Source organism: Thermocatellispora tengchongensis, assembly GCF_014202315.1.
Lineage (GTDB): Bacteria > Actinomycetota > Actinomycetes > Streptosporangiales > Streptosporangiaceae > Thermocatellispora > Thermocatellispora tengchongensis.
On the sequence record NZ_JACHGN010000023.1, the window covers coordinates 30,567 to 55,853 of the forward strand.

At 71.3% G+C, this 25,287-nt stretch carries 21 protein-coding genes; 8 read left to right on the forward strand and 13 right to left on the reverse strand.

From position 1 onward, the window contains the following. Nucleotide 1: 1 nt before the first annotated feature. The 5 genes from HNP84_RS39765 to HNP84_RS39785 are packed head-to-tail and all read right to left on the reverse strand — an operon-like array spanning nt 2 to nt 7,044. Nucleotides 2–832 carry a carbohydrate ABC transporter permease gene (locus HNP84_RS39765; RefSeq protein ID WP_221337346.1) on the reverse strand — a complete coding sequence of 277 codons (831 nt, stop codon included), beginning with the start codon at nt 830–832 and terminating at the stop codon, nt 2–4. Beyond that, nucleotides 829–1,716, reverse strand: a complete 888-nt coding sequence (locus HNP84_RS39770; RefSeq protein ID WP_185055235.1) for a carbohydrate ABC transporter permease — start codon at nt 1,714–1,716, stop codon at nt 829–831. Before HNP84_RS39770 ends, HNP84_RS39765 begins: the two co-directional genes overlap by 4 nt. Beyond that, on the reverse strand, nt 1,713–3,122 hold the full coding sequence (locus tag HNP84_RS39775; RefSeq protein ID WP_185055236.1) for an ABC transporter substrate-binding protein: 1,410 nt from the start codon (nt 3,120–3,122) through the stop codon (nt 1,713–1,715). Before HNP84_RS39775 ends, HNP84_RS39770 begins: the two co-directional genes overlap by 4 nt. Before the next feature lie 8 nt (nt 3,123–3,130). Beyond that, nucleotides 3,131–4,333, reverse strand: a complete 1,203-nt coding sequence (locus HNP84_RS39780) for an alpha-L-fucosidase (RefSeq protein ID WP_185055237.1) — start codon at nt 4,331–4,333, stop codon at nt 3,131–3,133. Next, the gene (locus HNP84_RS39785; RefSeq protein WP_185055238.1) at nt 4,330–7,044 is read right to left on the reverse strand and encodes a carbohydrate-binding protein; all 2,715 of its coding nucleotides are present in this window, start codon (nt 7,042–7,044) and stop codon (nt 4,330–4,332) included. The genes HNP84_RS39780 and HNP84_RS39785 overlap by 4 nt, the downstream gene beginning before the upstream one ends. A gap of 214 nt (nt 7,045–7,258) precedes the next feature. On the opposite strand from HNP84_RS39785, the gene HNP84_RS39790 reads away from it, so the two are divergent. Continuing rightward, on the forward strand, nt 7,259–10,498 hold the full coding sequence (locus tag HNP84_RS39790; RefSeq protein WP_185055239.1) for a discoidin domain-containing protein: 3,240 nt from the start codon (nt 7,259–7,261) through the stop codon (nt 10,496–10,498). Here the strand turns inward: HNP84_RS39790 and HNP84_RS39795 are convergent. After that, nucleotides 10,480–11,274 (reverse strand): helix-turn-helix transcriptional regulator, encoded by a 795-nt coding sequence (locus tag HNP84_RS39795; RefSeq protein WP_185055240.1) that lies wholly within the window; start codon nt 11,272–11,274, stop codon nt 10,480–10,482. The genes HNP84_RS39790 and HNP84_RS39795 overlap by 19 nt on opposite strands. An 89-nt stretch (nt 11,275–11,363) precedes the next feature. Here HNP84_RS39795 and HNP84_RS39800 point away from each other — a divergent pair, with 89 nt between their 5' ends. Beyond that, entirely contained in the window at nt 11,364–11,768 is a 405-nt protein-coding gene (locus HNP84_RS39800; RefSeq protein ID WP_246519266.1) for a nuclear transport factor 2 family protein, read from the forward strand. On the opposite strand, the gene HNP84_RS56920 is transcribed toward HNP84_RS39800, so the two are convergent. After that, nucleotides 11,762–12,487, reverse strand: coding sequence for a helix-turn-helix domain-containing protein (locus HNP84_RS56920; RefSeq protein ID WP_185055241.1), 726 nt, complete (start codon nt 12,485–12,487; stop codon nt 11,762–11,764). The two genes, HNP84_RS39800 and HNP84_RS56920, sit on opposite strands and share 7 nt — an antisense overlap. Nucleotides 12,488–12,817: 330 nt before the next feature. On the opposite strand from HNP84_RS56920, the gene HNP84_RS39810 reads away from it, so the two are divergent. The 3 genes from HNP84_RS39810 to HNP84_RS39820 are packed head-to-tail and all read left to right on the forward strand — an operon-like array spanning nt 12,818 to nt 16,201. After that, nucleotides 12,818–13,645 (forward strand): oxidoreductase, encoded by an 828-nt coding sequence (locus HNP84_RS39810; RefSeq protein WP_185055242.1) that lies wholly within the window; start codon nt 12,818–12,820, stop codon nt 13,643–13,645. 43 nt (nt 13,646–13,688) lie between these two features. Further along, on the forward strand, nt 13,689–14,582 hold the full coding sequence (locus HNP84_RS39815) for an ABC transporter ATP-binding protein (RefSeq protein ID WP_185055243.1): 894 nt from the start codon (nt 13,689–13,691) through the stop codon (nt 14,580–14,582). Next, nucleotides 14,579–16,201: an ABC transporter permease gene (locus HNP84_RS39820; RefSeq protein ID WP_185055244.1), complete on the forward strand. Its 1,623-nt coding sequence runs from the start codon at nt 14,579–14,581 to the stop codon at nt 16,199–16,201. The genes HNP84_RS39815 and HNP84_RS39820 overlap by 4 nt, the downstream gene beginning before the upstream one ends. Nucleotides 16,202–16,213: 12 nt before the next feature. Here HNP84_RS39820 and HNP84_RS39825 read toward each other — a convergent pair whose 3' ends face one another. Further along, nucleotides 16,214–17,242 (reverse strand): hypothetical protein, encoded by a 1,029-nt coding sequence (locus HNP84_RS39825; RefSeq protein WP_185055245.1) that lies wholly within the window; start codon nt 17,240–17,242, stop codon nt 16,214–16,216. Between the two features lie 217 nt (nt 17,243–17,459). Here HNP84_RS39825 and HNP84_RS39830 point away from each other — a divergent pair, with 217 nt between their 5' ends. Together HNP84_RS39830 and HNP84_RS39835 are read left to right on the forward strand one after the other, a co-directional pair. Continuing rightward, entirely contained in the window at nt 17,460–18,074 is a 615-nt protein-coding gene (locus HNP84_RS39830) for a TetR/AcrR family transcriptional regulator (RefSeq protein WP_185055246.1), read from the forward strand. Between the two features lie 73 nt (nt 18,075–18,147). Continuing rightward, nucleotides 18,148–18,285: a hypothetical protein gene (locus HNP84_RS39835; protein WP_246519267.1), complete on the forward strand. Its 138-nt coding sequence runs from the start codon at nt 18,148–18,150 to the stop codon at nt 18,283–18,285. 18 nt (nt 18,286–18,303) lie between these two features. Here the strand turns inward: HNP84_RS39835 and HNP84_RS39840 are convergent, their stop codons facing one another. Genes HNP84_RS39840 through HNP84_RS39855 form a run of 4 tightly spaced genes read right to left on the reverse strand, consistent with a single transcriptional unit; the run spans nt 18,304 to nt 22,599 of the window. Beyond that, nucleotides 18,304–19,482: a glycoside hydrolase family 68 protein gene (locus tag HNP84_RS39840; RefSeq protein WP_185055247.1), complete on the reverse strand. Its 1,179-nt coding sequence runs from the start codon at nt 19,480–19,482 to the stop codon at nt 18,304–18,306. A 5-nt stretch (nt 19,483–19,487) separates the two neighbouring features. Continuing rightward, nucleotides 19,488–20,312: a carbohydrate ABC transporter permease gene (locus HNP84_RS39845; protein ID WP_185055248.1), complete on the reverse strand. Its 825-nt coding sequence runs from the start codon at nt 20,310–20,312 to the stop codon at nt 19,488–19,490. Further along, nucleotides 20,309–21,235 (reverse strand): carbohydrate ABC transporter permease, encoded by a 927-nt coding sequence (locus tag HNP84_RS39850; protein ID WP_185055249.1) that lies wholly within the window; start codon nt 21,233–21,235, stop codon nt 20,309–20,311. Before HNP84_RS39850 ends, HNP84_RS39845 begins: the two co-directional genes overlap by 4 nt. A gap of 2 nt (nt 21,236–21,237) precedes the next feature. Then, nucleotides 21,238–22,599 carry a type 2 periplasmic-binding domain-containing protein gene (locus HNP84_RS39855; protein ID WP_185055250.1) on the reverse strand — a complete coding sequence of 454 codons (1,362 nt, stop codon included), beginning with the start codon at nt 22,597–22,599 and terminating at the stop codon, nt 21,238–21,240. 139 nt (nt 22,600–22,738) lie between these two features. Here HNP84_RS39855 and HNP84_RS39860 point away from each other — a divergent pair, with 139 nt between their 5' ends. Continuing rightward, entirely contained in the window at nt 22,739–23,812 is a 1,074-nt protein-coding gene (locus HNP84_RS39860; protein ID WP_185055251.1) for a LacI family DNA-binding transcriptional regulator, read from the forward strand. A 73-nt stretch (nt 23,813–23,885) separates the two neighbouring features. Here HNP84_RS39860 and HNP84_RS39865 read toward each other — a convergent pair whose 3' ends face one another. After that, nucleotides 23,886–25,271 carry a serine hydrolase domain-containing protein gene (locus HNP84_RS39865; protein ID WP_185055252.1) on the reverse strand — a complete coding sequence of 462 codons (1,386 nt, stop codon included), beginning with the start codon at nt 25,269–25,271 and terminating at the stop codon, nt 23,886–23,888. Nucleotides 25,272–25,287 lie beyond the last annotated feature (16 nt).

Genomic DNA, 25,287 nt, shown 5'->3' on the forward strand with positions numbered 1-25,287 from the left:
CTCAGCGGCCGCCGATGCCGGTCAGGGTGATGCCGCGGACGAAGGCCTTCTGGGCGAGGAAGAAGAGAACCACGATCGGCACGATGGTGAGCGTCGAGACGGCCATCATGTGGTGGTAGGCGGTCGTGTACTGCCCCTGGAACAGGCTCAGGCCGATGGCCAGGGTGTACTTGTCCTGGTCGCGCAGGTAGATCAGCGGGCCGAGCAGGTTGTTCCAGTTGCCGATCACCGAGAACACCGTCACGGCGGCGATGGCCGGCTTGGCCAGGGGCAGCATAATCGACCACAGGATCCTGGCGTGGGAGGCCCCGTCGATGCGGGCGGCGTCGGAGAGTTCCTGCGGGATGGTGCGGAAGAACTGCCTGAACAGGAAGATGTAGTAGGCGTAGCCGAACCAGGCGGGCAGCACGAGGGGCCAGTAGGTGTTGACCATGCCCAGCTCAGTGAACATCAGGAACTGCGGCACCAGCGTGATCTCCGCCGGGATCATCATCGTCGCGATCATCGCGGCGAACATGATCCCGCGGCCGCGCGCGGGCAGCCGGGCGAAGGCGTAGGCGGGCAGGATGCTCGACACGAGCGTCCCCGTCACGGCCAGCACGGTGATCAGCAGCGTGTTCACCAGGAATCGGGTGAAGGGGAGCTGGGTCCACGCGTCGGGGAAGTTGTGCCACTCGAAGCTGGAGGGCACGAACTCCGGCGGGAAGGCCAGCACCTCGTCCCCGGACTTCAACGCGGTCGTCACCATCCACAGGAACGGCAGCAGGTAGACGACGGCGCCGCCGCACAGCAGCAGGTAGGCCAGCAGCCTGGGCGTGTTCCGCCGCATCATGCCACCTCGTAGTGGACCCACCGGCGTGCCAGCCGGAACTGCACCAGTGTGACGAGGATGACCACGGCGAACAGCGCCCAGGACAGGGCCGCCGCGTATCCCATGTCGAAGTACTCGAACGCCTGCCGGTAGACGTACAGGCCGAGCAGGAGCGTGGCGTTGGCCGGGCCGCCCTTGGTCATCACCAGCACCAGCACGTACGCCTGGAGGCTGGCGATGAAGCCGGTCACGACGTTGAAGAACACCACCGGCGAGAGCATGGGCACGGTGATGTGGCGCAGCCTGCGCCACCATCCCGCCCCGTCGATCATCGCGGCCTCGTACAGCGACTGCGGTATGCCCTGCAGCCCGGCGAGGTAGATGACGATCGTGTTGCCCGCGCCCCAGATGCTCATGAGCACCAGCGCCGGGACCGCCCACTCCTCCGCCGTCAGCCACCCCGGCCCCTGGATGCCGGCCAGGCCGAGCAGGTAGTTGATCATGCCGAAGTCGGGATGCAGGATGTTCACCCACAGCAGCGCGGTGGCGATGCCCGACACCACGGACGGGAGGTAGAAGATCGTCCGGAACGCGGCGATGCCCCGCAGCGGCAGGTTGAGCAGGAGCGCCAGGCCCAGCGTCGAGACGACGCCCAGACCCACCGACGCGGCGGCGAAGTAGACCGTGTTCCCCAGCGCGGTGTAGAAGACGGGGTCCTGCACCAGCTTCACGTAGTTGGCGGCGCCCACGAACGACGGGCTGGACAGCAGAGACCAGTCGGTGAAGCTGATCGCCGCGGAGGCCACGATCGGGCCGCCGCCGAACAGCACGAACCCTAGGATCCACGGGGAGACGAAGAGGTAGAACCGCCTCGCCTCCCCGCGTGCCAGCGGCCCCTGTCTCAACGGTTCTCCACGAGGACGGGCGTGACGTCGTCACGGATCTTGCGCAGGCCCTCCGGCACGGCGATCCGCCCGGAGGCCATCCGGTCCCAGGTGGGCGTCGCGACGCTGACCACCTTGGGCCCGGCGGGCTGCCTGATGACGCCGTCGTTGGTCGCGTAGTCGTTCAGCGCCTTCTCCAGCAGGCCGGCGCCCTCGGGGGCGAGCTTGGACTCCAGGTACGACGGCCAGGCCGACGTGCGCGACGGGCTGCCCCGCCCGGTGCTGCCCCACATGAAGATCTGCCCTGCCGGCGAGGTCAGCTCGTTGAGGTAGATCCAGGCCGCGTCCTTGGCCTTGCTCCCGGCGGTGATCGCGAACCCGCTGCCCACCGCGGAGGTGAAGCGGCCCTCCGGCCCCGAGGGCATGTCCGCCATCGCCCAGCGGAACCTGGCGTTGGCCGCCAGGTTGGGGGCGTTCCACGAGCCGTGCACGCCCATGGCGGCCCTGCCGATGCTGAACGGCTCGGCCTTCATCGCCTCGGCGTCGGCCGCGCTCGGCACGGCCTTGTGCTTGTGGAGCAGGTCGAACCAGGGGCGCAGCGCGTTGACCGCGCCTGGCTGGTCGATGAGGCACCGGGTCTCGGTGGGGTCGAGATACCGCCCGCCGTACGCCAGCAGGTACGTCGGGGTCAGGTCGGCGATGGGCGCGGGCAGGCCGGCCATGCCGAACACCTTCTCGGCGCCCTTGCCGCGGGCGAGCCTGACCGCGGCGTCGAGCATCTCCTCGATGGTCCACGAGGCGGTCGGGTAGGCCACGCCCGCGGCGTCGAACAGGTCCTTGTTGTAGAAGAGCAGCTTGGGCCCGCAGTCGTACGGCAGGCCGTACAACTGGCCGCCGCGCTCGAAGTAGCCGAGCGAGGGGCCGGTGAAGTCCTCCCGCTCGAAGCCGGGCTGCTTGGCCGCGTACGCGCTGACCGAGAGGAAGACGCCCTGCTTGACGAAGTTCGAGACCCACGAGTAGTGGCTGTACATGATGTCGGGCAGGCTCCCGCCCGCCGCCTGGGCCAGGTACTTCTGCAGGAACTGGGCGAAGGGCGTGATCTCCCTGCGCACCTCGATGTTCGGGTGGCGCCGCATGAAGAAGTGGTCGAACTGCTCCTGCCTGGGCAGGAACGCGGCCTCCCAGTGCGAGGCCACGGTGATGACGACCTTGGACGCCGGCTCGCCGATGGAGGCCGGCCAGGTGAGGCTCGCGTTTAGCTTCTCGGCCTCCGCGAAGGGGTACAGGTCGCCGCCGGGGCCGCCCGTCGAGCGTCCCTCCGCGGTCTGCGGGGTACGGGCCGTGCCGCCGCAGGCGGCGAGCGCGCCCACTGCTCCCAGCGCTCCCAGCCCTGTCAGCACGGCACGGCGCGAAGGATATGCGTCCATGGTCTCTCCTAGTCGAGGAACAGTTCGATGACGGGCACCGCGACGTCCGGCCGCCGCACCGGGAGCTTGAGCGTGAGGGTGCCGGGCGGCACGCGGTCGCCGTAGTCCAGCCGCGGCACCTCCGAGGCGTCGTGCAGGAACTGGGCGTACCGCACCTTGCCCGCCAGGTCCGGCAGGTGCAGGTGGTCGAACGGCCAGGCGAAGACGTGCGCGTAGAGGCGGTCGCCGCGCTGGGTGTAGCGGCAGTCGGGCGGCGGTGTGTAGGCGCTCGGCCCGGCGCCGTGGATGGAGCGCTTGTGCAGGCGCATCCATCGGCCGATGCCGCGAAGCGTGTCCAGGGCGGTGGGCCCCAGCTCGCCCCGGCCGTTGGGGCCGACGTTGAGCAGCAGGTTCCCGTCCTTGGACACGGTGTCGACCAGCATGCGCACCAGCAGGCCGACCGGCTTGAAGTCGTGGTTGTCGCGGTCGTATCCCCAGCTTCCGTTGAGTGTCTGGCACGCCTCCCAGGTCGTGGGCAGCGGCGCGAACGGCTGGTACTGCTCGGGGGTGACGAAGTCCCCCGGCACGTCCAGCCTGTCGTTGATCAGCGTGTCCGGCGACAGCCGCCTGATCAGCTCGACGAGCTCCTCCGAGCCCCAGTCCGCCCGGCCTTTCCCGCCCTCGCAGCGGGTCGGGTAGGAGAAGTCAAACCACAGCGTGTCGATCGGCGCGTAGCGGGTGAGCAGCTCCTCCACCTGGCCGTGCAGGTAGCGGCGATAGACCGCGATGTCGCGGCCCTCTCCGCTCGCCCGCCCCCAGTCGGGATGCAGCTCGTCCAGCGGGAAGTGCGGGTGGTGCCAGTCGAGCAGCGAGTAGTAGAACCCGACGCCGAGCCCGGCCGCGCGGAAGGCGCGGGTGATCGGGCCGACGAGGTCCTTGCCGTACGGCGTGGCCGCCACGCTGTAGTCGGTGAGGCCGGAGTCCCACAGGCAGAAGCCGTCGTGGTGCTTGGTGGTCAGCACCATGTACCTCATCCCGGCCTCCGCCGCCGCGGCCGCCCACGCCTCGGGATTGAACAGGTCGGGATCGAAGTGCTCCAGGTACACCTGGTACTGCCGGTCGGTGAGCCGTTCGCGGTTCTTCACCCATTCGTGCCTGGCCGGCAGGGCGTACAGCCCCCAGTGGATGAACAGGCCGAACCGCTGCTCGGCCAAGCCCGCCACCCGGCTCATCGGGCCAGCTCCTCGGACTGGTGCACGAGCAGGTCACGTGCCGCACGCGGCATGTCGAATCCTTTCACTCCGTCTCGATAGGACCGCAGGGCCGCGTTCCTGGGCTCCAGGCGGCCTCTCCGGTCCTCGTGCTCGGCCCGGTTCAGCAGCTCGCACAACTGCTCGGCGGTGTGGCGGCCCTCGACGTGCTCCCGGGTGAGGCGTCGCAGGCCGGCGTAGGTGATGTCGAGCGTGAACCGGTCGCGTCCGCGTTGCAGCCGCACGGCGGCGCCGTTGGTCGCCGCGAACCCGGGCCCCGGGCCGAAGCGCCAGTTGTCCACGGTTCCGTCCGGCCAGGTGACGGTGGCGCGGCCGGCATCGGCGGTGACCGACGGCACCGGGTCTCCGTGGCGGTGGGGGTAGAGCAGCACGCGGAAGCGCGGTTCGTCGGTGGTGACCCTGGCGCGCAGCTTGATGGTCTTGCCCCAGTACTCGCCACTGGCCCTGCGGCGCTCGAAGAGCTCCGCCGTCAGCCTGGCGTCGGCCGGGTTCAGCACGGTGACCAGGCACGAGGGGTAGGCGGGGTCGGCGGGCAGGCGGCTCCAGTCGCCGGGCGCGGGCAGCTCGCCGAGCCTGACGGTGACGCTCCCCTCCGGCGCCCGCGCCCCGTACGGCCCGGCCGGATCGTGGTCGGCGGGGGCGACCAGGAGGGCGTGATAGACGTTCACCCCGGTGGGGGTGATGGTCGCGGTGTGCGGGCCGGCCGCCAGCTCGGTGGAGCCGCCGGGATGCATCACCGGCAGCCAGTGCGGCTGGGCGCAGTCGCCGAAGTCGGCCTCGGCCGCGACGCTGACCGTGACCGGGGCCTGGCCGTCGAGGGCCAGGGTGGAGCCCCACCGCCAGGGACCGTCGTAGGCGTGCCCGGCCAGCACCCAGACCCGGTAGCGCCCGGCCCGGGGCACGGTGAAGGGCACGGTCAGCGGAGCCGTGCCGGAACGCAGGGCGCTGCCGGCGTCCACCGGGCGCAGCAGCACCGAGCGCTCGTCGCGCCGCACCACCAGCGTGCCGAGCGGGACCAGGGCCTCCCAGGAGTAGTCGTGCGCGGCGTCATCCTTGCGGATGTCGTCGCTGATCATCACGTACGGACGGGCTCCGCGCACCAGGGTGCCGCTGCGGAAGGCGCGCCGGACCGGGTTGTAGGGCTGGGACCAGAAGCCGTCGACCAGGGACCAGGCGGGGTCGTTCTCGACGCGGTGGGCGTGCTCGGCCCGCCAGTCGTAGGCCGCCTTGGCGTCGCCGAGGATGCCGGTGGCCCATCCGGCGTCCTCGTAGGCCAGGACCTTGCCCCGGTGCGGGTACCAGCCCTGGGCCTTGCCGTCGATGAAGACGAGGTTGTGGCCGACGTCCTCCGGGAACAGGCCCCCGCCGTCCATGATCCACAGCCGGTCGCGGCCCGCGAGGGTGAAGGAGTTGCGGTCGGCGTGCGCGTGGCTCGGGCCGGCGCAGGCGGGATCGCTCTGGAACTGGAAGTAGACGTCGGAGGTCTTCCAGCCGCTGCGCAGGTAGACCAGGCCGTTGTGGAGGAACAGCTGGCTGGGGTCGAGCCGAAGATGCTCCGCCGTCCTGGCCTGGTCGGACTGGTCCAGCTCGCTGGCCCACAGCACGGCCGCGAGGGCCTCGGGGCTCTGCAGGTAGCCGCGCATGACGTTGAGGTAGACCCAGCGCATGCGCGGATCGTCCGGGTAGGCCAGGCGCATGAGCTGGTAGACGACCGGGACGCCGTTGAAGACGTCGCGCGTGTCGGCCAGGGAGTTGAAGTCGTTGCCCCAGGGGAACAGGTCGCTGGTCCACCACTGCGGCACCCGGCGCAGGTGCGGGTGGGCGAAGACCGGGTCGCCGCGCCTGGCCATCGCGTTGACCAGGTAGGCGCCCTGCCACATGCCGTAGGCGAAGTAGTGGACGAGCTCCAGCGGCGCGCCCTCGGGACCGATCCCGTTGTCCAGGAAGTCGTGGATGGCCGCCACCGCCTTGGCGTACCAGCGGTCCAGGTAGCCGCTCTCCCCCTCGACCGCCAGGGCGGCGACGCCGAAGGCGCCGACGTAGTGCGGGGTCCAGTTGTCCCAGCGGGAGGCGCCGGGCTTGAAGCCGTACGGCTGCGCGTCCAGGTACGCCTCGTAGGCGGTGACCCGGCGCACCAGCCAGTCGCGCACCTCGGCGCGCTCGGCCTCGGTGAGGAACGGGTGGAGCCAGTCGTAGGCCAGGCCCACGCCGTGGGTGGTGCGGCTGAAGTCGCCCGAGGTCTCGGCGGCGAGCTTCCTGGCCCAGAGCAGGAGGCCGTCGCGGACGGTGGCGGCGAGCTGGGGCGACTGCTCCAGCCAGGCGGTGAACGCGGCGCCGGCGAGGGTCTTGGCGAGGCGTTCCTGCTCGCCGTCCGACAGCCTGCCGCCTCCGGCGAGCTTGACCAGGTCGGGGTTCTGGGGGAGGCCGAGCGCCGCCGGGCGCAGGACGTCCGCGTAGTTCTGCTGGACGTAGCCCATTCGCACACGGGCCTGGAGGGCGGGCAGGTCACCGGGCGCGGTGACGACCCGCGGGTGGGCGCCGGTGGCGGGCGGCGGGCCGAAGCCGTAGGCGGGCGCGCCCGCGGCGGCCGAGGCGGTGGCGGGGAAGGCGGGAGGGAGGAGGGACGCTCCCGCGCTCAGCGCGGTGAGTTGTAAGAGCTGACGACGGCGCATCGGAAGCATAAGAGCACTCCCACACGAGAGATCGGATGAATGTGGGGCTAATGGAACGTAACAGGCTAGATCCCGCTCGTCTAGGCCCTATCCATCCGATGTCTTCTTGCAATCTAAAGGCCTTGCACATCACAGTCACATAGTGGTTATCTCTGTGCAACACCCGAGATTTCATCTCACAATATGCAACTAACTTTCAGAGCGAGGTGCCCCGATGTCCATGCACCGTCGAGACGCGCTCAAGCTCATGGCCGGAAGCTCAGCCGCGCTGGTCGTCCCCGTACAGGTCCACAGCACCGCCCCGCCCTCGCCGAAGGGGCAGGACGTCACCGCCGACGCGATCCAGCTCGGCAACGACCGGATCAAGGTCGAGTGGCATCGCCGCGACGGCGTGTGGCGCGTCTCGGGGGTCTCGATACGCACGAAGGACGGCTGGCGTGACCTGCCCGGCCCCTCCGGCGAGTACGGCCTGCTGAACAGCCCCACCGCGCCCGCCGACGTGGCCGTCCAGCAGGGAACCGCCGGCACGATGGAGCACTTCTGGCCGCAGCGCGCGGTCCAGACGGCCGACGGGTACGCCTTCCACGCCACGCTCCCCACGGGCGCGCTCGTGGCCGAATGGCGGCTCGACCCGGCGCACCCCGCTGACATCTCCGTCACCATGACCTGGCAGCCCAGCCAGACCGCCTACTACTCCGTGCCGACCCCCGCCCTGGTCACGCTGACGGCCGCCCAGCTCAAGCGCGGCCTCATCCCGGGCTTCTGGTCCGGCACGACGCCCCAGAGCGACCACGACCTGGCCTACCTCTACGGCCTCGGCGTACCCGCCGAGCCCTTGACCGCCCGCGACCGGACCATCACCACGCCCCTGGCCCTGGTCACCACCGACCACGACCTCACGTTAGCCGTGGTGGCCGCGCCCGGGGTGGCCCGCGACCCATGGGCGTCCGACGTCTCGACCCACCACCAGTGGCGGCTCGGCATGGCCACCTCCGACCGGCGCGGCACGTTCACCCCGATCGCGTTCCACCCGATACTCGGCCAGGCCGGCTCCCGCGTGGCGGCGGGCCAGGCGCTGACCTACACCTTCCGCTACGTCCTCACCGACGAGCACTGGTTCAAGGTCCTCGACCACGTCGCCCGCGACGTCTGCCGGCTGGGCCGCTACCTCGAACTGGCGCGCAACGCCCGCCCCCTCACCGAGCGCGTCGCGACCATCCAGCGCTTCCTCAGCACCGGCCCGTCCGGCTGGCGCACCTGGACCTACAACGGGCTGACCCTCGGCGCGGAAGGCGACAAGCTCTCCGACATCGGCGCCATGTGGATGATGCGCGCCATCACCGGCGACCCCGTCATCGAGCACGAGCGCCTGCCGTACGCGCGGAACTTCAAGCTGGCCCAGCAGGAGACGGCCGCCGGTCCCTTCCAGGGCGCCGCGCTCGGCGAGTACTTCCGGCGCGGCGGGTGGGAGAGCGAGAACGTCAACAACAAGACCCCCGGGCCCAACTACGTCTCGCCGATCTTCACGACCTTCTACACCCTGGCCGACGTGGGCAACATCCTGCTGTTCGGCGCCGACGACGAGCTGCGCCGGCGGGTACGCCTGGCCGCCGACCGGCTGCTGGCCTGGCAGAAGCCCGACGGCTCCTTCGACGTCGGCTACCTGCGCGAGTCTCCCGGCCAGCTCGTCTACCCCGACCTGACCGACTATCGGGCCACGTGGTACGGCCTGCTCGTGGCGCATCGCGTGCTCGGCGACCCCGCCTGCCTCCAGGCGGCGCGGCGCGGCGCCGACTGGTTCATCGCCAACGCGCTGCGCACCGGCCGCTTCCTCGGCGTCTGCGACGACGCGCGGCTCCCGCGCGACTTCCAGGTCATCTTCGCCGCGCAGGCACTGCTCGAACTGGCCGAGGTCACCGGCGAGGCCCGCTACCGCCACGCGGCGATCGAGACCGCCCAGCACTACGCCACCCAGGTCTACACCCACCCCACCCCGTCCACCCAGCCGCGGACGTTCAACGACCACGAGGTCGAGCAGTGGCAGACCAGCCAGGCCGGCCTGTCGTTCGAGCACGCCGGGTTCTCCGGCAGCGCGCCCTCGCGCGGCCCCATCCTGCTCGCCGCCCACGCCGGCGCGTTCGTCCGCTTCGCCGAGCTGACCGGTGAGCAACTGTTCCTGGACATGGCCAGGGCCGCCGCACGCGGGCGGGACGAGTGGGTCGATCCCGCCAGCGGGTGGCCCTCCTACTACTGGAACGCCGGCAACACCGAGTCGGGCAAGTTCCCCTGGCACGGGTGGTGGCACCTGGGCTGGATGATCGACTACCTGCTCGCCGAGGCCCGGCTGCGCTCGCAGGGGCGGATATCCTTCCCGCGCGGCTTCATGACCGCGAAGGTCGGGGCGAGCGCGCCGTACGGCTTCGCCGCCGGCACGGTCTACTCTCGCGCCGCCCGCCTCTGGATGCCACCGGGCCTGGTCAAGGGTGACAACCCCGAGGTGGACGTGCTCACCGCGATGTCCACGCAGGGCCGTACCCTCCTCGTCATCGCGCTCAACGGCCGGCCGGAGAACCAGACGGCCACGCTCACGATCGACCCGCGCTCGGTCTCGCCCGGCGAGCTGGCCGACATGACCGGCTGGCGCTCGGTGGCCGGAAGCCTGACCCGGGTGGGCGAGCTGGCCTGGAAGACCACCATCCCCGCGTACGGCCACGCGGTCCTGTCCGTCGACCTGACCCTCAGCCCCGACCCGCAGGGGCAGCAGCCGCGCAGCCTGGAGGTCACCGGCATGCCGCGCAGCCCCGTGGTGGCCTGGTCGTACTGGAAGGCGACCACGAGCTGGGCGGAGTGGCGCGAAGCCGGGGGAACCGCTTGGAAGGGCACCCCCGCGCAGGACGGCTACCGCTTCCGGGCCCCGCTCGACCTGTCCGGCGTCCCGGCAGGCGACGTGCAGATACGCCTGGCCTGCAAGGCGTCCGACGGCAGCGTCGGCTACTCGCAGCCGATCGTCCACCGCGTCTACGACCCCGACGGCCCCAACCTGGCGCTCGGGCGGCCCGTCGAGGCGTCGTCGGTCTACAGCGCCGCCTACCCGCCGGAGAAGGCCGTGGACGGCGACCGCGCCGACACCGCCAGCCGCTGGCTGTCGGCCGTGGGCGACGGCAGGCCGACGTTCACCGTCACCCTGGCGGCGGCCGCCGCCCTCCGGCTCGTCCGCGTCTACAGCGGCGGCACGCTGCAGCGGCAGGTCGCCGTGGACTTCGACGTCGAGGCTCGCTCGGGCGGCGGGTGGACGACGGTCGCGACGGTGCGCGGCAACACCTCCCCGATGGCGGACGTGCTGCTGTCCTCCGTGACGGCCGACGCGGTCCGGCTGGTGTTCCTGCGCCCGTCGTCCGACGCGGTCAACGTCGCCCGGATCTTCGAGGTGGAGGTCTACGACAAGCTGAAGTGACGAGCCGGGTGCGCTCGGGGTTCGGTGAAGTAGGCGGCGGTCTCGGCGTCCGTCGGGTAGTACGACTCGACCGAGATCTCATCCAGCGTGATGTCCAGCGGCGTGCCGAACGTGGTGGTGGTCGAGAACAGCCGCAGTTCCCGGCCACCGAAACGAAAGATCATCGGGATCGCCACCTCGGACTCCGGCGGGTGGCCCGCGTCCTCGGAGCCCGGCATCAGCAGGTCCTGGTAAAGCGCGGTGAGCTCGGCGTCGGGAGCCACGGCGAGCTGACGCCCGATCCGGGTACGGAGCAGCGAGCGCACCTCGGCCAGATTGACGATGTGAGGGGCGAGGCCGCGCGGGTCGAGCCCGAGCCGCACCATGTTGATCGGCGGCCGGAGCAGGTCGGGGGCGGCGTGGGCGAGGAACGGATCGACGGCGCGATTGGTCATCACGATGTTCCATCGGCGATCCATGACCAGCGCCGGGTACGGCTCGTGCGCGCGCAGCACCCGTGCGATCGCGTCCCACGCCGCCGGCATCGCGTCCCGGTCGAGCGGCCGCTCGGCGTAGCGGGGCGCGAAGCCGGCGGCGAGCAGCATCCGGTTGCGCTCACGCAACGGCACGTCGAGCTGATCGGCGAGCCGGAGGATCATGCCGGCGCTCGGGTTGGACTTGCCGGTCTCCACCAGGCTGACGTGACGGGCCGAGACGTCGGCGGCGATCGCGAGATCGAGCTGGCTGAGCCGCCGTCGGTGCCGCCACCGTCGCAACAGTTCCCCGACCGTGTCCATGGCCGCCGATGCTAGCTCCTCCTGAGAACCGCACGCCATGTAATGCGAGTTCATCGACAACCGTCGCGACGGCGGAAACACTGCCCCGCATGACTACACAGAACATGGCCACAGACCACAAGAGCATCATCCAGCGGGCGCTGACGGCCCTGGTCGCGACGGGCGACGTCGATGCGCTCGCGCCGCTGCTGCGCGAGGACTTCGTCCATCACCGGCCGGATTCGACCTCCTCGACCAAGGCGGAATGGCTCGACGCCGTACGCGCCGCGCTCGTCCACCTGGGCGGCATGCAGGTGGAGATCCAGCATCTGCTGGCCGAAGGCGATCACGTCGTGATGCACTCGCGGCGCCGGCTTCCGGGCGCGGGGCCGGGGATCGCCGTCGTCGACATCTGGCGGATCGACGACGGGCTGATCGCCGAGGCATGGGAGATCATCGAGCCGGTGGCCCAGGCGGCCGCCCATCTGACGTGGTGGGAGCCGGCCGATCAGTGACCTGGCGACGCGCCGGGAGTCGCGTCGCCGCTGCCCGAGACGGTCTGCCGGTAGTGCTCGGCCGCCAACGCCATGTCGGCGCTGAGCAGGTCGAAGAACCGGCTCGCGGTCTTCAGGCGGACGCCCGCCGGGGTGTCGGCGCCGAGCACGTCCACGCCCGCGCGTACGGTCTCGGCCCACAGCGTCATCGACCGGGTGCCCGCCTGCCACGCGTGGTACCAGACCTCGTCGTCGAGGATGTACCGCTCGCGCCGGCTGTCGCGCTCACGCCTGATGAGCCCCACCTGTTCCAGATAGCCGACGCCCTTGGAGATCGACGCGGGGCTCACGCGCAGCCGCTCGGTGAGGTCGGCGACGGTCAGGTCACCGGTGTCGCTGGTGAACAGGCAGGCCAGGACCCGGGCCGCCATCGCCGGGATGCCGCTCAGCCGCGACGTGAGCAGCTCCTCGAACTCCCGCACCGCCACCGGATCGCGCCTGCCTGCCGTCGTGGCCGACGCACCCGGTGGCGGGCTCAACCGGCGGCGGGCGCGCCAATCGGTGGCCCGCTGCGCGTGGGCCGCGCGGTAGCCGTGCGGGCCGCCGTTGCGCGCGATCTCGCGGCCGATGGTGGACCTGGGGCGGCCCAGGCGACGGGCGATCTCCGCGTACGTCAACCCGTCTCGCAGCCCTTCCGCGATCGTGCGGCGGTCCTCGTACGAGAGGCGACCTCCGGGCATTCCCCCTCCTGACGCTTCCGTCGCCGCGCCTTCACGGCTCCTTCGCGGCGGACGCCCAAGTATGCCGTCGATGGCCGGTCATTGCGACACGCGATCCCCGCAGTTGCATTCACCGGCATCGTCACTGCGCCAATCACAGCGCCGTGACCTGCGATAACGCCGTTCTCAGCTTGCCGGATTCCTGATGGCATCCGTAACTTTTCTCCGTGCGTGAACGAACGGCCGTTCACGCGAGGACGGACCGCCCGGCCCGCGAGCCCGCGGCGCGACCCGGGCCGGCCGCGCCCGGACGGACGATCCACCATCGCAACGTCAAGGAGATTGCCCGCAATGGCAGTCAAGGTATGCCTGGTCACCGGCGCCTCGTCCGGCATCGGCCACGCCACCGCGCTGGAGCTCCTGCGCGGCGGGCACATCGTGTACGGCGCCGCGCGCCGGGTGCACCGCATGGCCGCCATCGGCCAGGCCGGGGGTCACGCCCTGGGCGTGGACGTGACCAAGGAGGAGGACCTCCAGCGGGCGGTCCGGACGATCCTGGACGAGCACGGGCGCATCGACGTGCTGGTGAACAACGCCGGAGCCGTCGTGCACGGCGCGGTCGAGGACACCCCGCTCGCGATGGCCCGCGAGGAGTTCGAGATCAACGTGTTCGCGCCGGCGCGGCTGGTGCAGCTCGTCCTGCCCCACATGCGGCGGCAGCGCTCAGGCACGATCGTGAACGTGTCGTCGGTGGGCGGCGAGATCGCCCTTCCGCTGGGCGCCTGGTACTACGCCTCCAAGCACGCGCTGGAGGCGTTCTCCGACACGCTGCGCATGGAGACCGCGCAGTTCGGCATCGACGTCGTCGTCATCCAGCCGGGCATCATCAGGACCGACTTCGAGGCCGAAACCCCCCGCCAATTGCGGGAAATTTCCGGACATGGGGCCTACCGCGAAATGGCCGAGGCCATGGCACGCGCCGCCGAGGCCCCCACCGGGCACCAGAGCGACCATGCCTCCGACCCGGGCGTCGTCGCGACGGCGATCCGGCAGGCGATCGAGGCGGACCGGCCCGAGACCCGCTACGTCGTCGGCCGGCAGGCCGAAGCCCTCCTGAACCTCGGCAGGACCCTCTCCGACCGCGAGTTCGACGCGGTTGTGACCGGCCCGCTCACCTGACCGGCCCCCGGCCAGAACACATCACCCCCGATCGGAGACCCCCATGACATCTGCCATAGCCGTTTCCGGGCTGGTCAAGACGTACGGGCCGGTACGCGCCCTCGACGGCCTCGACCTGACCGTGCGCCAGGGAGAGGTGCACGGCTTCCTCGGCCCGAACGGGGCGGGCAAGAGCACCACCATCCGCATCCTCCTGGGCCTGATCCGGGCCACCTCGGGCAGCGCCCGGCTGCTGGGCGGCGACCCCTGGGCGGACGCCGTGGCGTTGCACCGGCGGCTGGCGTACGTGCCGGGCGACGTGGAGCTGTGGCCCAACCTGACCGGCGGCGAGGCGATCGACGTACTCGGCCGGTTGCGCGGCGGGCTCGACGCCAGGCGCAGGAACGAGCTGATCGAGCGGTTCGAGCTGGACCCGAAGAAGAAGGCGCGCACCTATTCCAAGGGCAACCGCCAGAAGGTGGCCCTCGTCTCCGCCTTCGCCGCCGACGTGGACCTGCTGATCCTGGACGAGCCCACGAGCGGGCTGGACCCGCTGATGGAGGCGGTCTTCCAGCAGGTCGTCGCCGAGGCCAAGGCGGCCGGCCACACCATCCTGCTGTCCAGCCACATCCTCGCCCAGGTCGAGAACCTGGCCGACCGCGTCACCATCATCCGGTCGGGCCGCACCGTGGAGTCGGGCACGCTGGAGCGACTGCGGCACCTGACCCGCACCACGATCGTGGCCACCACCGCCGCCCCGGTCACCGGCCTGGACCGGCTGCCCGGCGTGCACGACCCGGCGGGCCACGGCGAAGGCGTGCGGTTCAGCGTGGACAGCGAGCATCTGGACGCCGCCGTCCGGCACCTGACCACGTTCGGCATCCGCTCGCTGATCAGCCATCCGCCCACGCTGGAGGAGCTCATGCTCCGGCACTACGGCGTCAAGGAGGCGGCATGACCACGCTCGCCCCGGCACACGGCCGCACCGCGGCGCCCACGGCCGGCGGCCACCTGACCGGCACCGCCGCCATGGTACGGCTGGCGCTGCGCCGCGACCGGATCAAGCTGCCCGTCTGGCTCATCGCCATCACCGTCATGGTCCCGCGCTTCTACTACGCGGCCGCCACCATCGTCGCCCCGACCCCGGAGACCAGGGCCGAAGCCGCGCAACTGATCAGGACGTCCTTCATGCGGGTGCTCGCCGGCCCCGTCTTCGGCGAGCGGGCCGTCACCTCGCAGAGCTACTTCCTGGCCGCCTACTGGGTCGAGTTCCTGCTCGCCGCCGCGCTGATGAACATCCTGCTCATCACCCGGCACACCCGCGCCGAGGAGCAGACCGGCCGAGCCGAGCTGATCCGGGCCGCGGTCGTCGGCCGGCACGCCCAGCTCACCGCCGCCCTGATCGTCTCCGGGATCGGCAACGCCGCGCTCGCCGTCCTCACCGCCGCCGCGGCGATCAGCATCGGGTTCCCGGCGGGGAGCGCGCTGCTGTTCGGCGCCTCTCTCGCCGCGTCCGGGCTGGTCTTCGCCGCGATCACGGCGGTCACCGTGCAGATCACCGAGCAGCCCAGAGGGGCCACTGGGATGGCGGGCGCGGTGCTCTTCACCGCGTGGATCGTCCGCGGCGCCGGAGCGCTGCAGAGCCAGGAGGGCGGACCGGTGTTCTGGCTGTCGCCCATCGGCTGGTCCCAGCAGACCCGGGTACTGGCCGGTGACCGCTGGTGGCCGCTCGGTGTGTCCGTGCTGCTCGCCGGGCTCCTGATCGCCGGCGCCTACCGCCTGGCCGGCCGCCGGGATCTCGGCGCCGCCCTGATCGCCGCGCGTCCCGGCCGGGCCGCGGCGCCGTCGTGGCTGCGCTCGCCGTTCACCCTGGCATGGAGGCTGCAGCAGCCGGCCATCGGCTGGTGGGCGGCGGCGTTCCTCGCCGCCGGTCTCGCGCTGGGCGGCCTCACCGGCGGCATGGCGACCACCGACCTGGCCGTCTTCTCCGCCGGAGCGGACACCGGGCGGGCCTGGATCAGCCTCATGGTGTTCTCAGGATCCCTCTACACCGGCGTCTTCGCGCTCCTGTCGGTCGTCCGGCTGCGTACCGAGGAGGTTCGCGGCCTGGCCGGACCCGTGCTCGCCGGGCCGACCGGCCGATCGGCGTGGTTCGCCTCGTCCCTGACGGTCTCCGCGCTCGGGACGGTCGTCCTGCTGGCGGCCTACGGCGCCGGGCTCGGCGCCGGCGCCGCCGTCTCGACCGGCGAGCCCGCTCTCGCGGCGGAGATCATCACGGCGAGCCTGCTCCGGCTTCCGGAGGTGCTGGTGCTGCTCGCCATCCCCGCCGCGCTCTTCGGGCTCGCCCCGCGCGCCATGGCCGCGGCCTGGGTCGTGTTCCTCTACAGCGCGCTCGTGCAGGTCTTCGGGCCGTACGCGGGCGTACCGGAATGGCTGGCCAACACCTCCGTCCTGTCCCACCTGCCCTGGCACCCCCTGGGCACGTTCACCCCGGTGGCCACGGTCGTGCTGACGGTGCTCGCCGCCCTGCTGACCCTCCTCGGCCTGTACGGCCTGCGCCGCCGCGACCTGGCGTGAGATCAAGGCGCGTCAGCGCCGCCGCAGCTTCGCGAGCATCAGGGTCGGGTCGTTCCCGGCCAGGTTGGCGCCGTTGGTCACATAGACCCGATTCCCTCGGACGGCGACGGCCGTGGTCCCCTGCATGCCGTCCTCGGCGTCCAGCAGGGTCTCCTGGGCGCCGTCCGCGCCCACCCGTACGAGCTTGCTGCTCTGGTTGATCGCGGCGAGGATCTCGGTGCCCCGGCCGGTGAAGTCGAAGTCGTCGATGCCCTCCAGCCCCGTCGCCCGGACCTCGGCGCGGCCGGAGCCGCCGTCCCTGGTCACCGGGATGCGGACGATGGTGCCGCGGTCGGAGTTGCTCGCCCACACCGCGCCGTCGCGGATCTTCATGCCGTTGGCGCCGAAGAAGCCACTGGGCGCCAGGGCCGGGTCCGCCGACCACACCGAGGCCGCGCCGCCGCGCAGCGGGGCCTGCCAGATACGCCCGCCGGTGGAGTCGGTGACCAGGAAGCGGCCCCGCTTGCCGTCGATGACCAGCGCGTTCGGCATGGTGTCGGCAGGCAGCGGCACGACGAGCCGGGGCCCACCGGAGCGACGAACCTGCCAGATCCCGGTCAGCCCGCCCTGCCCGGAGGAGTAGAGGAAGTACAGGGCGCCATCGTCCGACCGGGCGACCCCGGTCACCACAGGGGTCCCGATGACCGGTGTGGTTCCGCCGCCTCCCGGAGGCAGCGGCATGGTGACGAGCACCTGGACGGCCCCGTCCCGCGTGACCCGCACCACCTGGCGGGCGGGGATCATGCCGATGACCACGCCGCCCCCGGGCTCCAGGGCGATGCTCTCGGCGACCTGGCCCGCGGCCCGGTCGAAGTGGACGAGGACGCGCACGTCGCCCAGGCGGGTGCCGCCACCGTGGCCGGGATGCGCCGGGGCGGTGGCCAGGACCCCGGCCAGGGCCGGGGCCGGGGCCGCGAGGGCCGCCGGGGCCGCGGCGAGCAGGGCGGCGAGGCCGAGCGCGGCGGCGCGCCGCCGCAGCCCGGTGGGTCGGTGGAAGGACATGGTCTTCCTTTCGGTCGTGCGGGCTGGAGAGGGTGTGCTCCTACTGCCGGGACGGGTGCGGCACCTGCTCGGCGGCCGGTTCGAGGGACCGTACGCGTCCTCCGACCGCCCCTCGCCGCCGCGGACTGTATCGCGCAGTACAGAGGGTCTGCCGCCAGACTGTATCAGCAAGTACAGAAAGTCTGTACTATGGGATACAGAACACGGAGGAGGCTGCATGGGGCACACACCGGCCACCGCGCGGGGTCGCGCGACCCGAGAGCGCATCCTCGATGCGGCGGCAGACCTCATCCAGCGGCGCGGCGTCGCGGCGGTGACGCTGGACGACGTCGAACGCGCCGCGGGGGTCGGCCGCAGCCAGCTCTACCACTACTTCGACGACCGCGACGATCTCATCCGCTCCGTGGTCCATTCCACCGTGGACAAGGTGCTGGCCGCGCAGGAACCGCTGCTCCTGGAGGTCGACTCACTGGCCGGCATCGACCGCTGGTTCGACGCGATCGTGGCCAACGGGACGCGGCAGGACGCGGTGGGCGGCTGCGCGATCGGTTCCCTGGCCAGCCAGCTCAGCGGCCGGGACGACCTCACAAGACAGGCGTTCGTGGACGCCTTCGCACGCTGGGAGGCCCCCCTCATCGCGGGCCTGCGCCGGATGCAGGAGTCGGGCGAGCTGCGCCCGGACGCCGACGTGACGGAACTGGCCGACCTCACCATGGCCGCGATCCAGGGCGGCCTCCTGCTGGCCCAGGTCCGCCGTTCACCGGACCAGCTCCGTCTCGCCCTGCGCGGCGCACGGGCGGCACTGGAGGACGCGCTCACCCCCCAGCCCTGAACGCGATCCGCCTGCCGGGTCTCGCCGAGCTCGGTGACGACCCGAGCTCGGCCGCGACGGAGACACCATCTGCGTGCGCCTGATCCGTACGCTCTCGGCCCGCGGCGTTCTCTTCGGCACCGTCGAGACCGCGTTGCTGGCCGCCCTCATGGCCGCGACCGACCCCGGCGCCCTCTACCGCCCCAGCGGCCTGCCCGTCGCGACCACCTGACCGACGCCGAGGCCCTCATCACCCGGGGGCCGGCACGGACGACGTGGCCGGGATGACCGAGGTCGTCATCCCGGCCAGGGTGAGCTTGAGCGTCGGCGCGATGGTGCCGCCGAAGGCGGCTCGTGCCCGCGCCGGTTCCGCGTGCCGGAGATCCCGGCCGGAGGGCGATCGGTAGTTGGCGAAGCTGACCACGTCCAGGTCGGGGAGCACCAGCCAGGCGTAGGCCTGATCCGGTTCGGCGGCGGGGTTCTGGATCACGAGTCCGGACCCGTTCAGCGGCTCGTACGGCCCGGCCAGGCTGGGCGCGGCGAAGCCGTAGAGCCCGGTGGGCGCGAGGCCGGCCGGATGGAAGGTGTGACGCTGGGTGCAGAAGAAGAGGTAGTACCACCCGTGGTGGACGACGATGTGCGGGCGTTCCAGCTCGTGGTTGACGCCCTCGGCCACGAGGAGAGGCGGGAGGAGCGACCAGGCGCCGCCGCGTGTCTCGGCCAGGGCGACGGCGCCGCTGAAGCCGTCGTCCCCTGCGACGGACGCGGCGATGAGCAGGTACTCGCGCCCGTCGGCCGGGTCGCGGAACCAGCCCGGATCGCGGAATGCCGCAATGCGTCCGGGCGCGCCGACGAGCTCATCCGCCGGCAGGTACACGCGGCCGTCGGAGCGGAGGATCTCCCGATGCCCGGCGCGGTGGTCCAGCAGAATCCGGCCACCGCCGGCGATCAGGGCGGGGCGCGTCTCGACGACAGTCTGTCCGAACGTCGGGCGTGCTTCACCGCGCCGGCCGGCGGCCGTGTAGAACACCGACACCGTGCCGTCGGACCGGCGGACCGCCGATCCCGACCACTCGCGGCTGCCGGGTGAGGCGCCGTCGGCGAACGCGGGGCCCAGGTCCGTCCACCGGCCGCCGCCCTTGGCGAGCAGGCGGATGCGGGCGAGGTCGTGGCGCTCCTCGGGGTGGCCGAGAGCAGGGGCCGACAGCCCCATCCACAGCTCCTGACCGCTGATCAGGCAGGTCGAGCCGTCCTCCTCCTGGACCGGCCACACGTCCCACAGGTCGTGGTCCGGCAGGACCCGGGGTGCGTCCGCCGGGCCGATGACGGGCGCGGTGGTCGTGGCGGCTTCGGTCAGCAGGCCGAGGTGCCGGCGTGTCCAGCGCGCCGGCCGGGGCCATGCGCGCGATTCGTCCCGTGGTGCGCTCATCGCCGTCAGCCCTTCACGGAGCCCTGGAGCAGGGCCGTGACGAAGCGCCGCTGGAAGATGAGGAAGATCACCAGCGTGGGGGTCAGGATCAGCAGCGACCCGGCGCACAACAGCGGGATGTCGGTCCCCCACTGGCCCTGGAAGGCGCCCAGGGCGCCGGACATGGTGCGTTTGACGGGGTCGTCCACCAGGACGATCGCCAGCAGGAACTGGTTCCAGGTCCACAGGAACAGCAGGATGCCCAGCGAGGAGATCGCCGGCATGGCCAGGGGGACGTGGATGCGCCGGAAGAGCTGCCACACGTTCGCGCCGTCGATCCGCGCGCTTTCGGACAGCTCCCCGGGCATGTTGACGAAGTGCGCGCGCATCCAGAAGACCGAGAACGGCATGAACAGGCCGATGAGCGGCAGGATGATCGCCCAGCGGGTGTTCAGCAGCCCCATGTCGCGGATCTGGTAGTACAGCGGCGTGATGACGCCCTCGAACGGAAGGGTCAGGCCGAGCACGAACAGCAGGAAGACCAGGCGGCTGCCGGCCATGCGCAGGTGGCCGAGGGCGAAGCCGGCCATCGTGCCCAGCAGGATCGAGATCGGCACCACACCCAGCACGATCAGCACGCTCGACTTCAGCAGCTCGCTCATGTTCGCGGCCTGGAAGGCGGTGACGAAGTTGCCCCATTGGGGATCGCTCGGCCAGGCCAGCCCGACCGGGTAGGTGCCCGAGGGATGCAGGGCGGTGACGAACAAGCTGAGGAACGGCAGGATGGTGACCGCCATCAGCAGGACGAGCAGCAGCCGTCCGGTCCATGCCTCCCGCCGCGCGATGATCATTGGTCGGTGTCCTTGGTGAGCCGTTGGATGGGAAGGGCGATGGCGATCACGAGCACCATGAGCACCATGGCCAGGGCCGAGGCCATGCCCACCTCGCGTTCGGAGAAGGCCAGGTAGTAGATCTGCAGGCCGGGCACCATGGTGGCGTTGCCCGGACCGCCCTGGGTGGAGATGTAGACGATGTCGAAGCTCGCCAGGGCCGCTATCACGGTCACGGTGACGCAGACGCCGATCTCCTGCCGCAGGCTGGGGACGGTGATGGAGACGAACTCCCGCCACGCCCCGGCGCCGTCCAGCCGGGCGGCCTCGTACAGCGCCGGATCGATCTTGCTCATGCCGGCCAGGAGCAGGATCGTGCACAGGCCGAGGAGCACCCACGCGCCGATCATCCCGACCGCCGGCAGCGCGGTGGAGAGGTCGCCCAGCCAGGCCCGGGTCACCCCGCCGAGTCCCACAAGCGAGAGCAACTGATTGACCACCCCGGTGGACGACAGCAGCCAGCTCCACGCGATGCCGGCGGCGACGAGCGGGATGACCTGCGGCAGGAACAGCACCGTGCGCGCGACCAGGGCGAGCCGGCTCTGGGCGATGCGCCGGATCGTCGCGGCGATCGTCAGGCCCAGCACGACCGGGATCACGCTGAAGAACACGATCAGCTTGAAGGCGTTCACCAGCGAGTCGAACAGGTCCGGGTCGGTGAAGACCTTGGCGTAGTTGGCCAGTCCCACCCAGGTGGACGGGCCGATGCCGTCCCACCGGTACAGCGAGTACTGGGCCGTCAGAGCGATGGGGCGCAGGACGAAGACGGCGTAGAAGGCGAACGCCGGGATCACGAACAGCCAGCCGGCCCATCCACGCGCGCTCCGCGCCTTCGCCACGGCCGCCGGCCTCGGCGGGGACTGGCCGGGAACGGGCCGCGTCATGCTCAGTTCCCTTCGAGCTGGCTCGTGTAGTCGGCCTGGACCGCCTTGAGCAGCCCTTGCGGCGTCTGCTGCCCGGCCACCAGCTTCTGCAGGTTGGGGGTCCAGCTCTTGGCGTAGATGGCGCCGGTGGCGTTGGCGATGAAGTCCATCGCGCCGTTGTCCTTGGCGATGTCCGCCCCGGCGGCCAGGGTGCCCGCGGTGACCGTGTCCGCGGCCACGTCCGGCATGTACGCGTCGGCCGGGCCCATCGGATGCGACCCGCCGACCTCGACGGTGATCTCGCGTGCCTTCCTGTCGGTCGCCACCCAGTTGAGGAAGAAGGCCGCGCAGTCGGCGTTCTTGGCGTTCGCGCCGATCCCGAAGGTGAGGGGGGCCGACATGGTGGCCCGCTTGCCGCCCTTCTGCGCGGGCGGCATCAGCAGGAAGCCCACGTCGCCCGGCATCTGCTTGTCGAGGTTGCCCGACTCCCAGTCGCCGTTGAACATGAACAGGCCCTGGCCGTCGATGAAGCGGCTCATCATGGTGGCGTAGTCGACGGCGTTGACGTCCTTTTGAAAGTATCCTGCCTTGACCCACCGCTCCAGGTGCTGGGCGGCCCGCAGGTTGGACGGGGTGTCGATCGTGGCCCCCGGCTTCTGGAAGATCCAGTCGTTGATCGGCCCGGGCGGGCCGTAGGAGGCCATGAGACTTTGCAGCGGGAACGCCAGGCCGCCGGTGGCTCCGCCGTTGAACTGCACGATGGGCGTGATGCCCGCGTCCTTGGCCTTGGCCAGCGCCGCGTCGAACTCCTCCAGCGTGGCGGGTGGCGTGGACATCCCGATCCGGGCGGCGAGCTTCTTGTTGTAGAAGACGCCGGTCATGCTGAAGTTGAGCCCCATCGCGTACAGGGAGCCCTGGCCGCGCGGTCGCCCGCCGGGCCCGAGGCGCAGTTGCTCAAGCTGCGAGGCCGGCCACTTGTCCCAGCCGAATGCCTGCGCGTAGCCGTCCAGGTTCTTCAGCAGGTTGTCCTTGACCAGTTCGGAGACCTGGGGCAGGCGCATCAGGTCGGGCGGGTTGTCCGCCAGGACGCGGGGCGCGTTCTGCGTGATCACCGCGAACTGGTCCTCCCGGATGTTCCAGGTGACGTTGGGGTGCTGCTTGGAGAACTCGGTGGTCAGGGCCTTGGGCAGCGGGAAGCCGGTCTCGAAGTAGCCGTTGAGCGCGACCGGCGCCGTGCCGCACGTGGGCGTCCCGGACAGGGGCGCGCTGGCGGAGGCCGCGGGTTGCGGGCTGTTGCTGCCGGGAGCCCCGCAGGCGGCGGCCAATGCCCCGACGGCGACCACGAGCGCTGCGGTGGACCTGCCGGGGCGAACGCGACGAGCCATGTGCCTCTCCTTCGCTGCTGGGACGCGTGGCAATGGCATTCCCCAATTGCTAAATCGGGTTAGCGCCCGATAGTCTCACCATGCGCGTCGCGAGGTGTCAACCCCCCGTAACACATCCTTGACGATCGGAGGTCCCCGGGTGAGCCCACGACGGGTCACGCTGGCCGACGTGGCCAAAGCGGCCGGCGTCTCCCGCCCGACCGCCTCACTGGTGCTGTCCGGCCGTGGCCGCGAGCTGCGCATCTCTCAGGACGTCGAGCAGCGAGTCCTGCGAGCCGCCGACGAGTTGCAGTACCGGCCCAACATCGTCTCCGTGGGCCTGCGCACGGGCAGCACCCGCACGATCGGCTTCGTCTCCGACACCGTCGCCACCTCACGCCTGGCCGGCGACATGATCAAGGGAGCGCTGGAGGCCGCCCGCGAACGCGGCGTCATGCTGTTCATCGGCGAGACCGAAGGAGACCCCGAGCTCGAACGCCTCCTGCTGCAGGCCATGCACGACCGTCAGGTCGACGGACTCATCCTGGCCTCGATGTTCACCAGGACCATCAAGGTGCCCAAGGGCGTCACGGCCGCTCCCGCCGTCCTGCTCAACGCGCTGCCCAAACAGCCCGGCACCCTGCCCGCCGTCATCCCCGACGAGATCGAGGCCGGGCGCCTCGCCGCCCGGGTGCTCCTCGACGCCGGCCATCGCGAGGGCATCTATGTGATCGGCGCCGGCCCCGGCATGCGCAACGTGCCCCCCGACACCGTAGCGGGGGTGGAACGGCTCAGGGGCATCCGCGAGGCGCTCGGCGAGGCGGGCGTCAAGCTCGCGGGAGGCCGCCTCTGTGAGGACTGGCAGCCCGAGTACGGCCTGACCGAGACGCGGGAGCTGTTGCGGACCAGGCGCCCCCGCGCGTTGATCTGTTTCAACGACCGCATCGCCATGGGCGCGTACCAGGCGCTCGACGACGCCGGGCTCAAGGTGCCACAGGACGTCTCCGTCGTCTCGTTCGACGACCATCCCATCGCCTCGTGGATACGGCCCAAGCTGACGACCGTGGCGCTGCCCCATTACGAGCTCGGCCGCAAGGCCGTTGACGTGCTGTTCGACGAGATCGGCCGCGATCAGCCCGACCCCGGCCGGAAGGGCGAGGTGCACCGGGTCACGATGCCCCTCCGGACGCGGGAGTCCGTGGCGCCGCCGCACACCGGCGGGTCCGCCGGCTGACCGCCATCGGCGCCTGGAGCACACCGCACCGACGGCCCCGTGTTCCCGATGCGGTTCACCCGGCCAGAGGCCCCTACACCCGCCTGCCGGCGGTGTCGGCGCCGGCCGCGGCCGGCATGCGCATGTGGGCGAGCGGCCGGTGCGTGAGCGGCGGCGACTGCCAGGCCGCCGTGAAGGTGTCGCCGGCCGGGTTCAGGGTCAGGCGCAGGCGGTGCGGGGTCTCCAGGAAGACCACATCGACGTGGAGTTCGCCGTCGGACCAGGCCCACGCGGTGGCCCAGACGTCGGTGGTGGTCCAGCGGCCGGCCGGGCCGAGGGCCGCCGTGACCGGCGGGCCGTCGTCGGTCAGGGTCATCTCGCCGGGGCTCAACTCCACCGTACGCAAACGACCGACCTGGTTCTCCGGGCCCGGCCGGTAGGTCGCCCTGGTGATCGCGCCGGTCGTACCCGCCGGAAGGGCCAGGTCCGGGGTGAGAGCCGGCCACGGCCCCTCCGGGCCGCTCTCCGCGGTCAGGGCCGGCAGCAGATGCGCCCACACCTGATCGAGCACCCCCTGCATGTTCGGGCTCTGCGCGGTCATCGCCACCACCGCGTCGGCCTCCGGCAGGACCAGCGCGAACTGGCCGTGCGCTCCGGCGGCGCGGTACCCGTGCCGGCTGACCCAGAACTGGAAGCCGTACCCCTGCCGCCAGTCCGGATCGGGACCGTCGGTGGCGACCTGCGACCGGGTGGCCTCGGCGACCCACTCGGCCGGCAGCAGCCGTTCGCCCTGCCAGACGCCGTCGTCCAGATAGAGTTGTCCGAGCTTGGCGATCGCCTCGGTGGTCGTGTGCAATCCGAGATGGGCCAGCTCATCACCGGCCGAGTCGCGCCACCACCCGTGCGTGTCGATGCCCAGCGGCTCGAACAGCCGAGGCCCCAGGAAGGCGGCCGGCGAGCCGCCGCCGACCTTCCGCACGATCGCGGCGAGTGTGCTCGTGCACGGCTGGTTGTAGGCGAAGAACGTGCCCGGTTCGAACTCCGGCGGCAACAGCAGCAGGCCGAGCGCCGTGTCACCCTCCCCGGCCCGGTACGCCTGCTCCTCCCGCTCGCCGGCGTGCCCGCTGGCCATCGCGGCCACATGCCGGACCAGCGTGGCGCGTGACCGCGGATCGGTCACCCGGGCGTCCCACTCGGGAAAGTAGGACAGCACGGTGGCGTCCAGGTCGGCCAGGCCCTCGGCCACCGCGAAGCCGAGGGCGGTCGAGACGAAACTCTTGCTCAGCGAATACAGCACCCGCGGCGACTCCGGCCGGTACGGACGCCACCAACGCTCGGCCACCACGTGGCCGTGCCGCAGCACCATCAGGCTGTGCAGCTCGACGTCCGGCAGAGGGGCGAGGGCGGCGATGAACGCGTCGATGCCGGTCGCGTCGACGCCCTGCTCGGCGGGAGTGCTCCTGGGAAGACGATCGCTCATCGTTCTCCTCGGCTGC

Bases quoted from the DNA above. Each gene is read 5' to 3' on its own strand.
- HNP84_RS39780 (WP_185055237.1), bottom strand. From the start codon at position 4,333: ATGAGCCGGGTGGCGGGCTTGGCCGAGCAGCGGTTCGGCCTGTTCATC.
- HNP84_RS39855 (WP_185055250.1), bottom strand. From the start codon at position 22,599: ATGGCTCGTCGCGTTCGCCCCGGCAGGTCCACCGCAGCGCTCGTGGTC.
- HNP84_RS56920 (WP_185055241.1), bottom strand. From the start codon at position 12,487: ATGCCCGGAGGTCGCCTCTCGTACGAGGACCGCCGCACGATCGCGGAA.
- HNP84_RS39830 (WP_185055246.1), top strand. From the start codon at position 17,460: ATGGGGCACACACCGGCCACCGCGCGGGGTCGCGCGACCCGAGAGCGC.
- HNP84_RS39785 (WP_185055238.1), bottom strand. From the start codon at position 7,044: ATGCGCCGTCGTCAGCTCTTACAACTCACCGCGCTGAGCGCGGGAGCG.
- HNP84_RS39810 (WP_185055242.1), top strand. From the start codon at position 12,818: ATGGCAGTCAAGGTATGCCTGGTCACCGGCGCCTCGTCCGGCATCGGC.
- HNP84_RS39825 (WP_185055245.1), bottom strand. From the start codon at position 17,242: ATGTCCTTCCACCGACCCACCGGGCTGCGGCGGCGCGCCGCCGCGCTC.
- HNP84_RS39840 (WP_185055247.1), bottom strand. From the start codon at position 19,482: ATGAGCGCACCACGGGACGAATCGCGCGCATGGCCCCGGCCGGCGCGC.
- HNP84_RS39765 (WP_221337346.1), bottom strand. From the start codon at position 832: ATGATGCGGCGGAACACGCCCAGGCTGCTGGCCTACCTGCTGCTGTGC.
- HNP84_RS39865 (WP_185055252.1), bottom strand. From the start codon at position 25,271: ATGAGCGATCGTCTTCCCAGGAGCACTCCCGCCGAGCAGGGCGTCGAC.
- HNP84_RS39800 (WP_246519266.1), top strand. From the start codon at position 11,364: ATGACTACACAGAACATGGCCACAGACCACAAGAGCATCATCCAGCGG.
- HNP84_RS39820 (WP_185055244.1), top strand. From the start codon at position 14,579: ATGACCACGCTCGCCCCGGCACACGGCCGCACCGCGGCGCCCACGGCC.
- HNP84_RS39845 (WP_185055248.1), bottom strand. From the start codon at position 20,312: ATGATCATCGCGCGGCGGGAGGCATGGACCGGACGGCTGCTGCTCGTC.
- HNP84_RS39790 (WP_185055239.1), top strand. From the start codon at position 7,259: ATGTCCATGCACCGTCGAGACGCGCTCAAGCTCATGGCCGGAAGCTCA.
- HNP84_RS39795 (WP_185055240.1), bottom strand. From the start codon at position 11,274: ATGGACACGGTCGGGGAACTGTTGCGACGGTGGCGGCACCGACGGCGG.
- HNP84_RS39815 (WP_185055243.1), top strand. From the start codon at position 13,689: ATGACATCTGCCATAGCCGTTTCCGGGCTGGTCAAGACGTACGGGCCG.
- HNP84_RS39850 (WP_185055249.1), bottom strand. From the start codon at position 21,235: ATGACGCGGCCCGTTCCCGGCCAGTCCCCGCCGAGGCCGGCGGCCGTG.
- HNP84_RS39775 (WP_185055236.1), bottom strand. From the start codon at position 3,122: ATGGACGCATATCCTTCGCGCCGTGCCGTGCTGACAGGGCTGGGAGCG.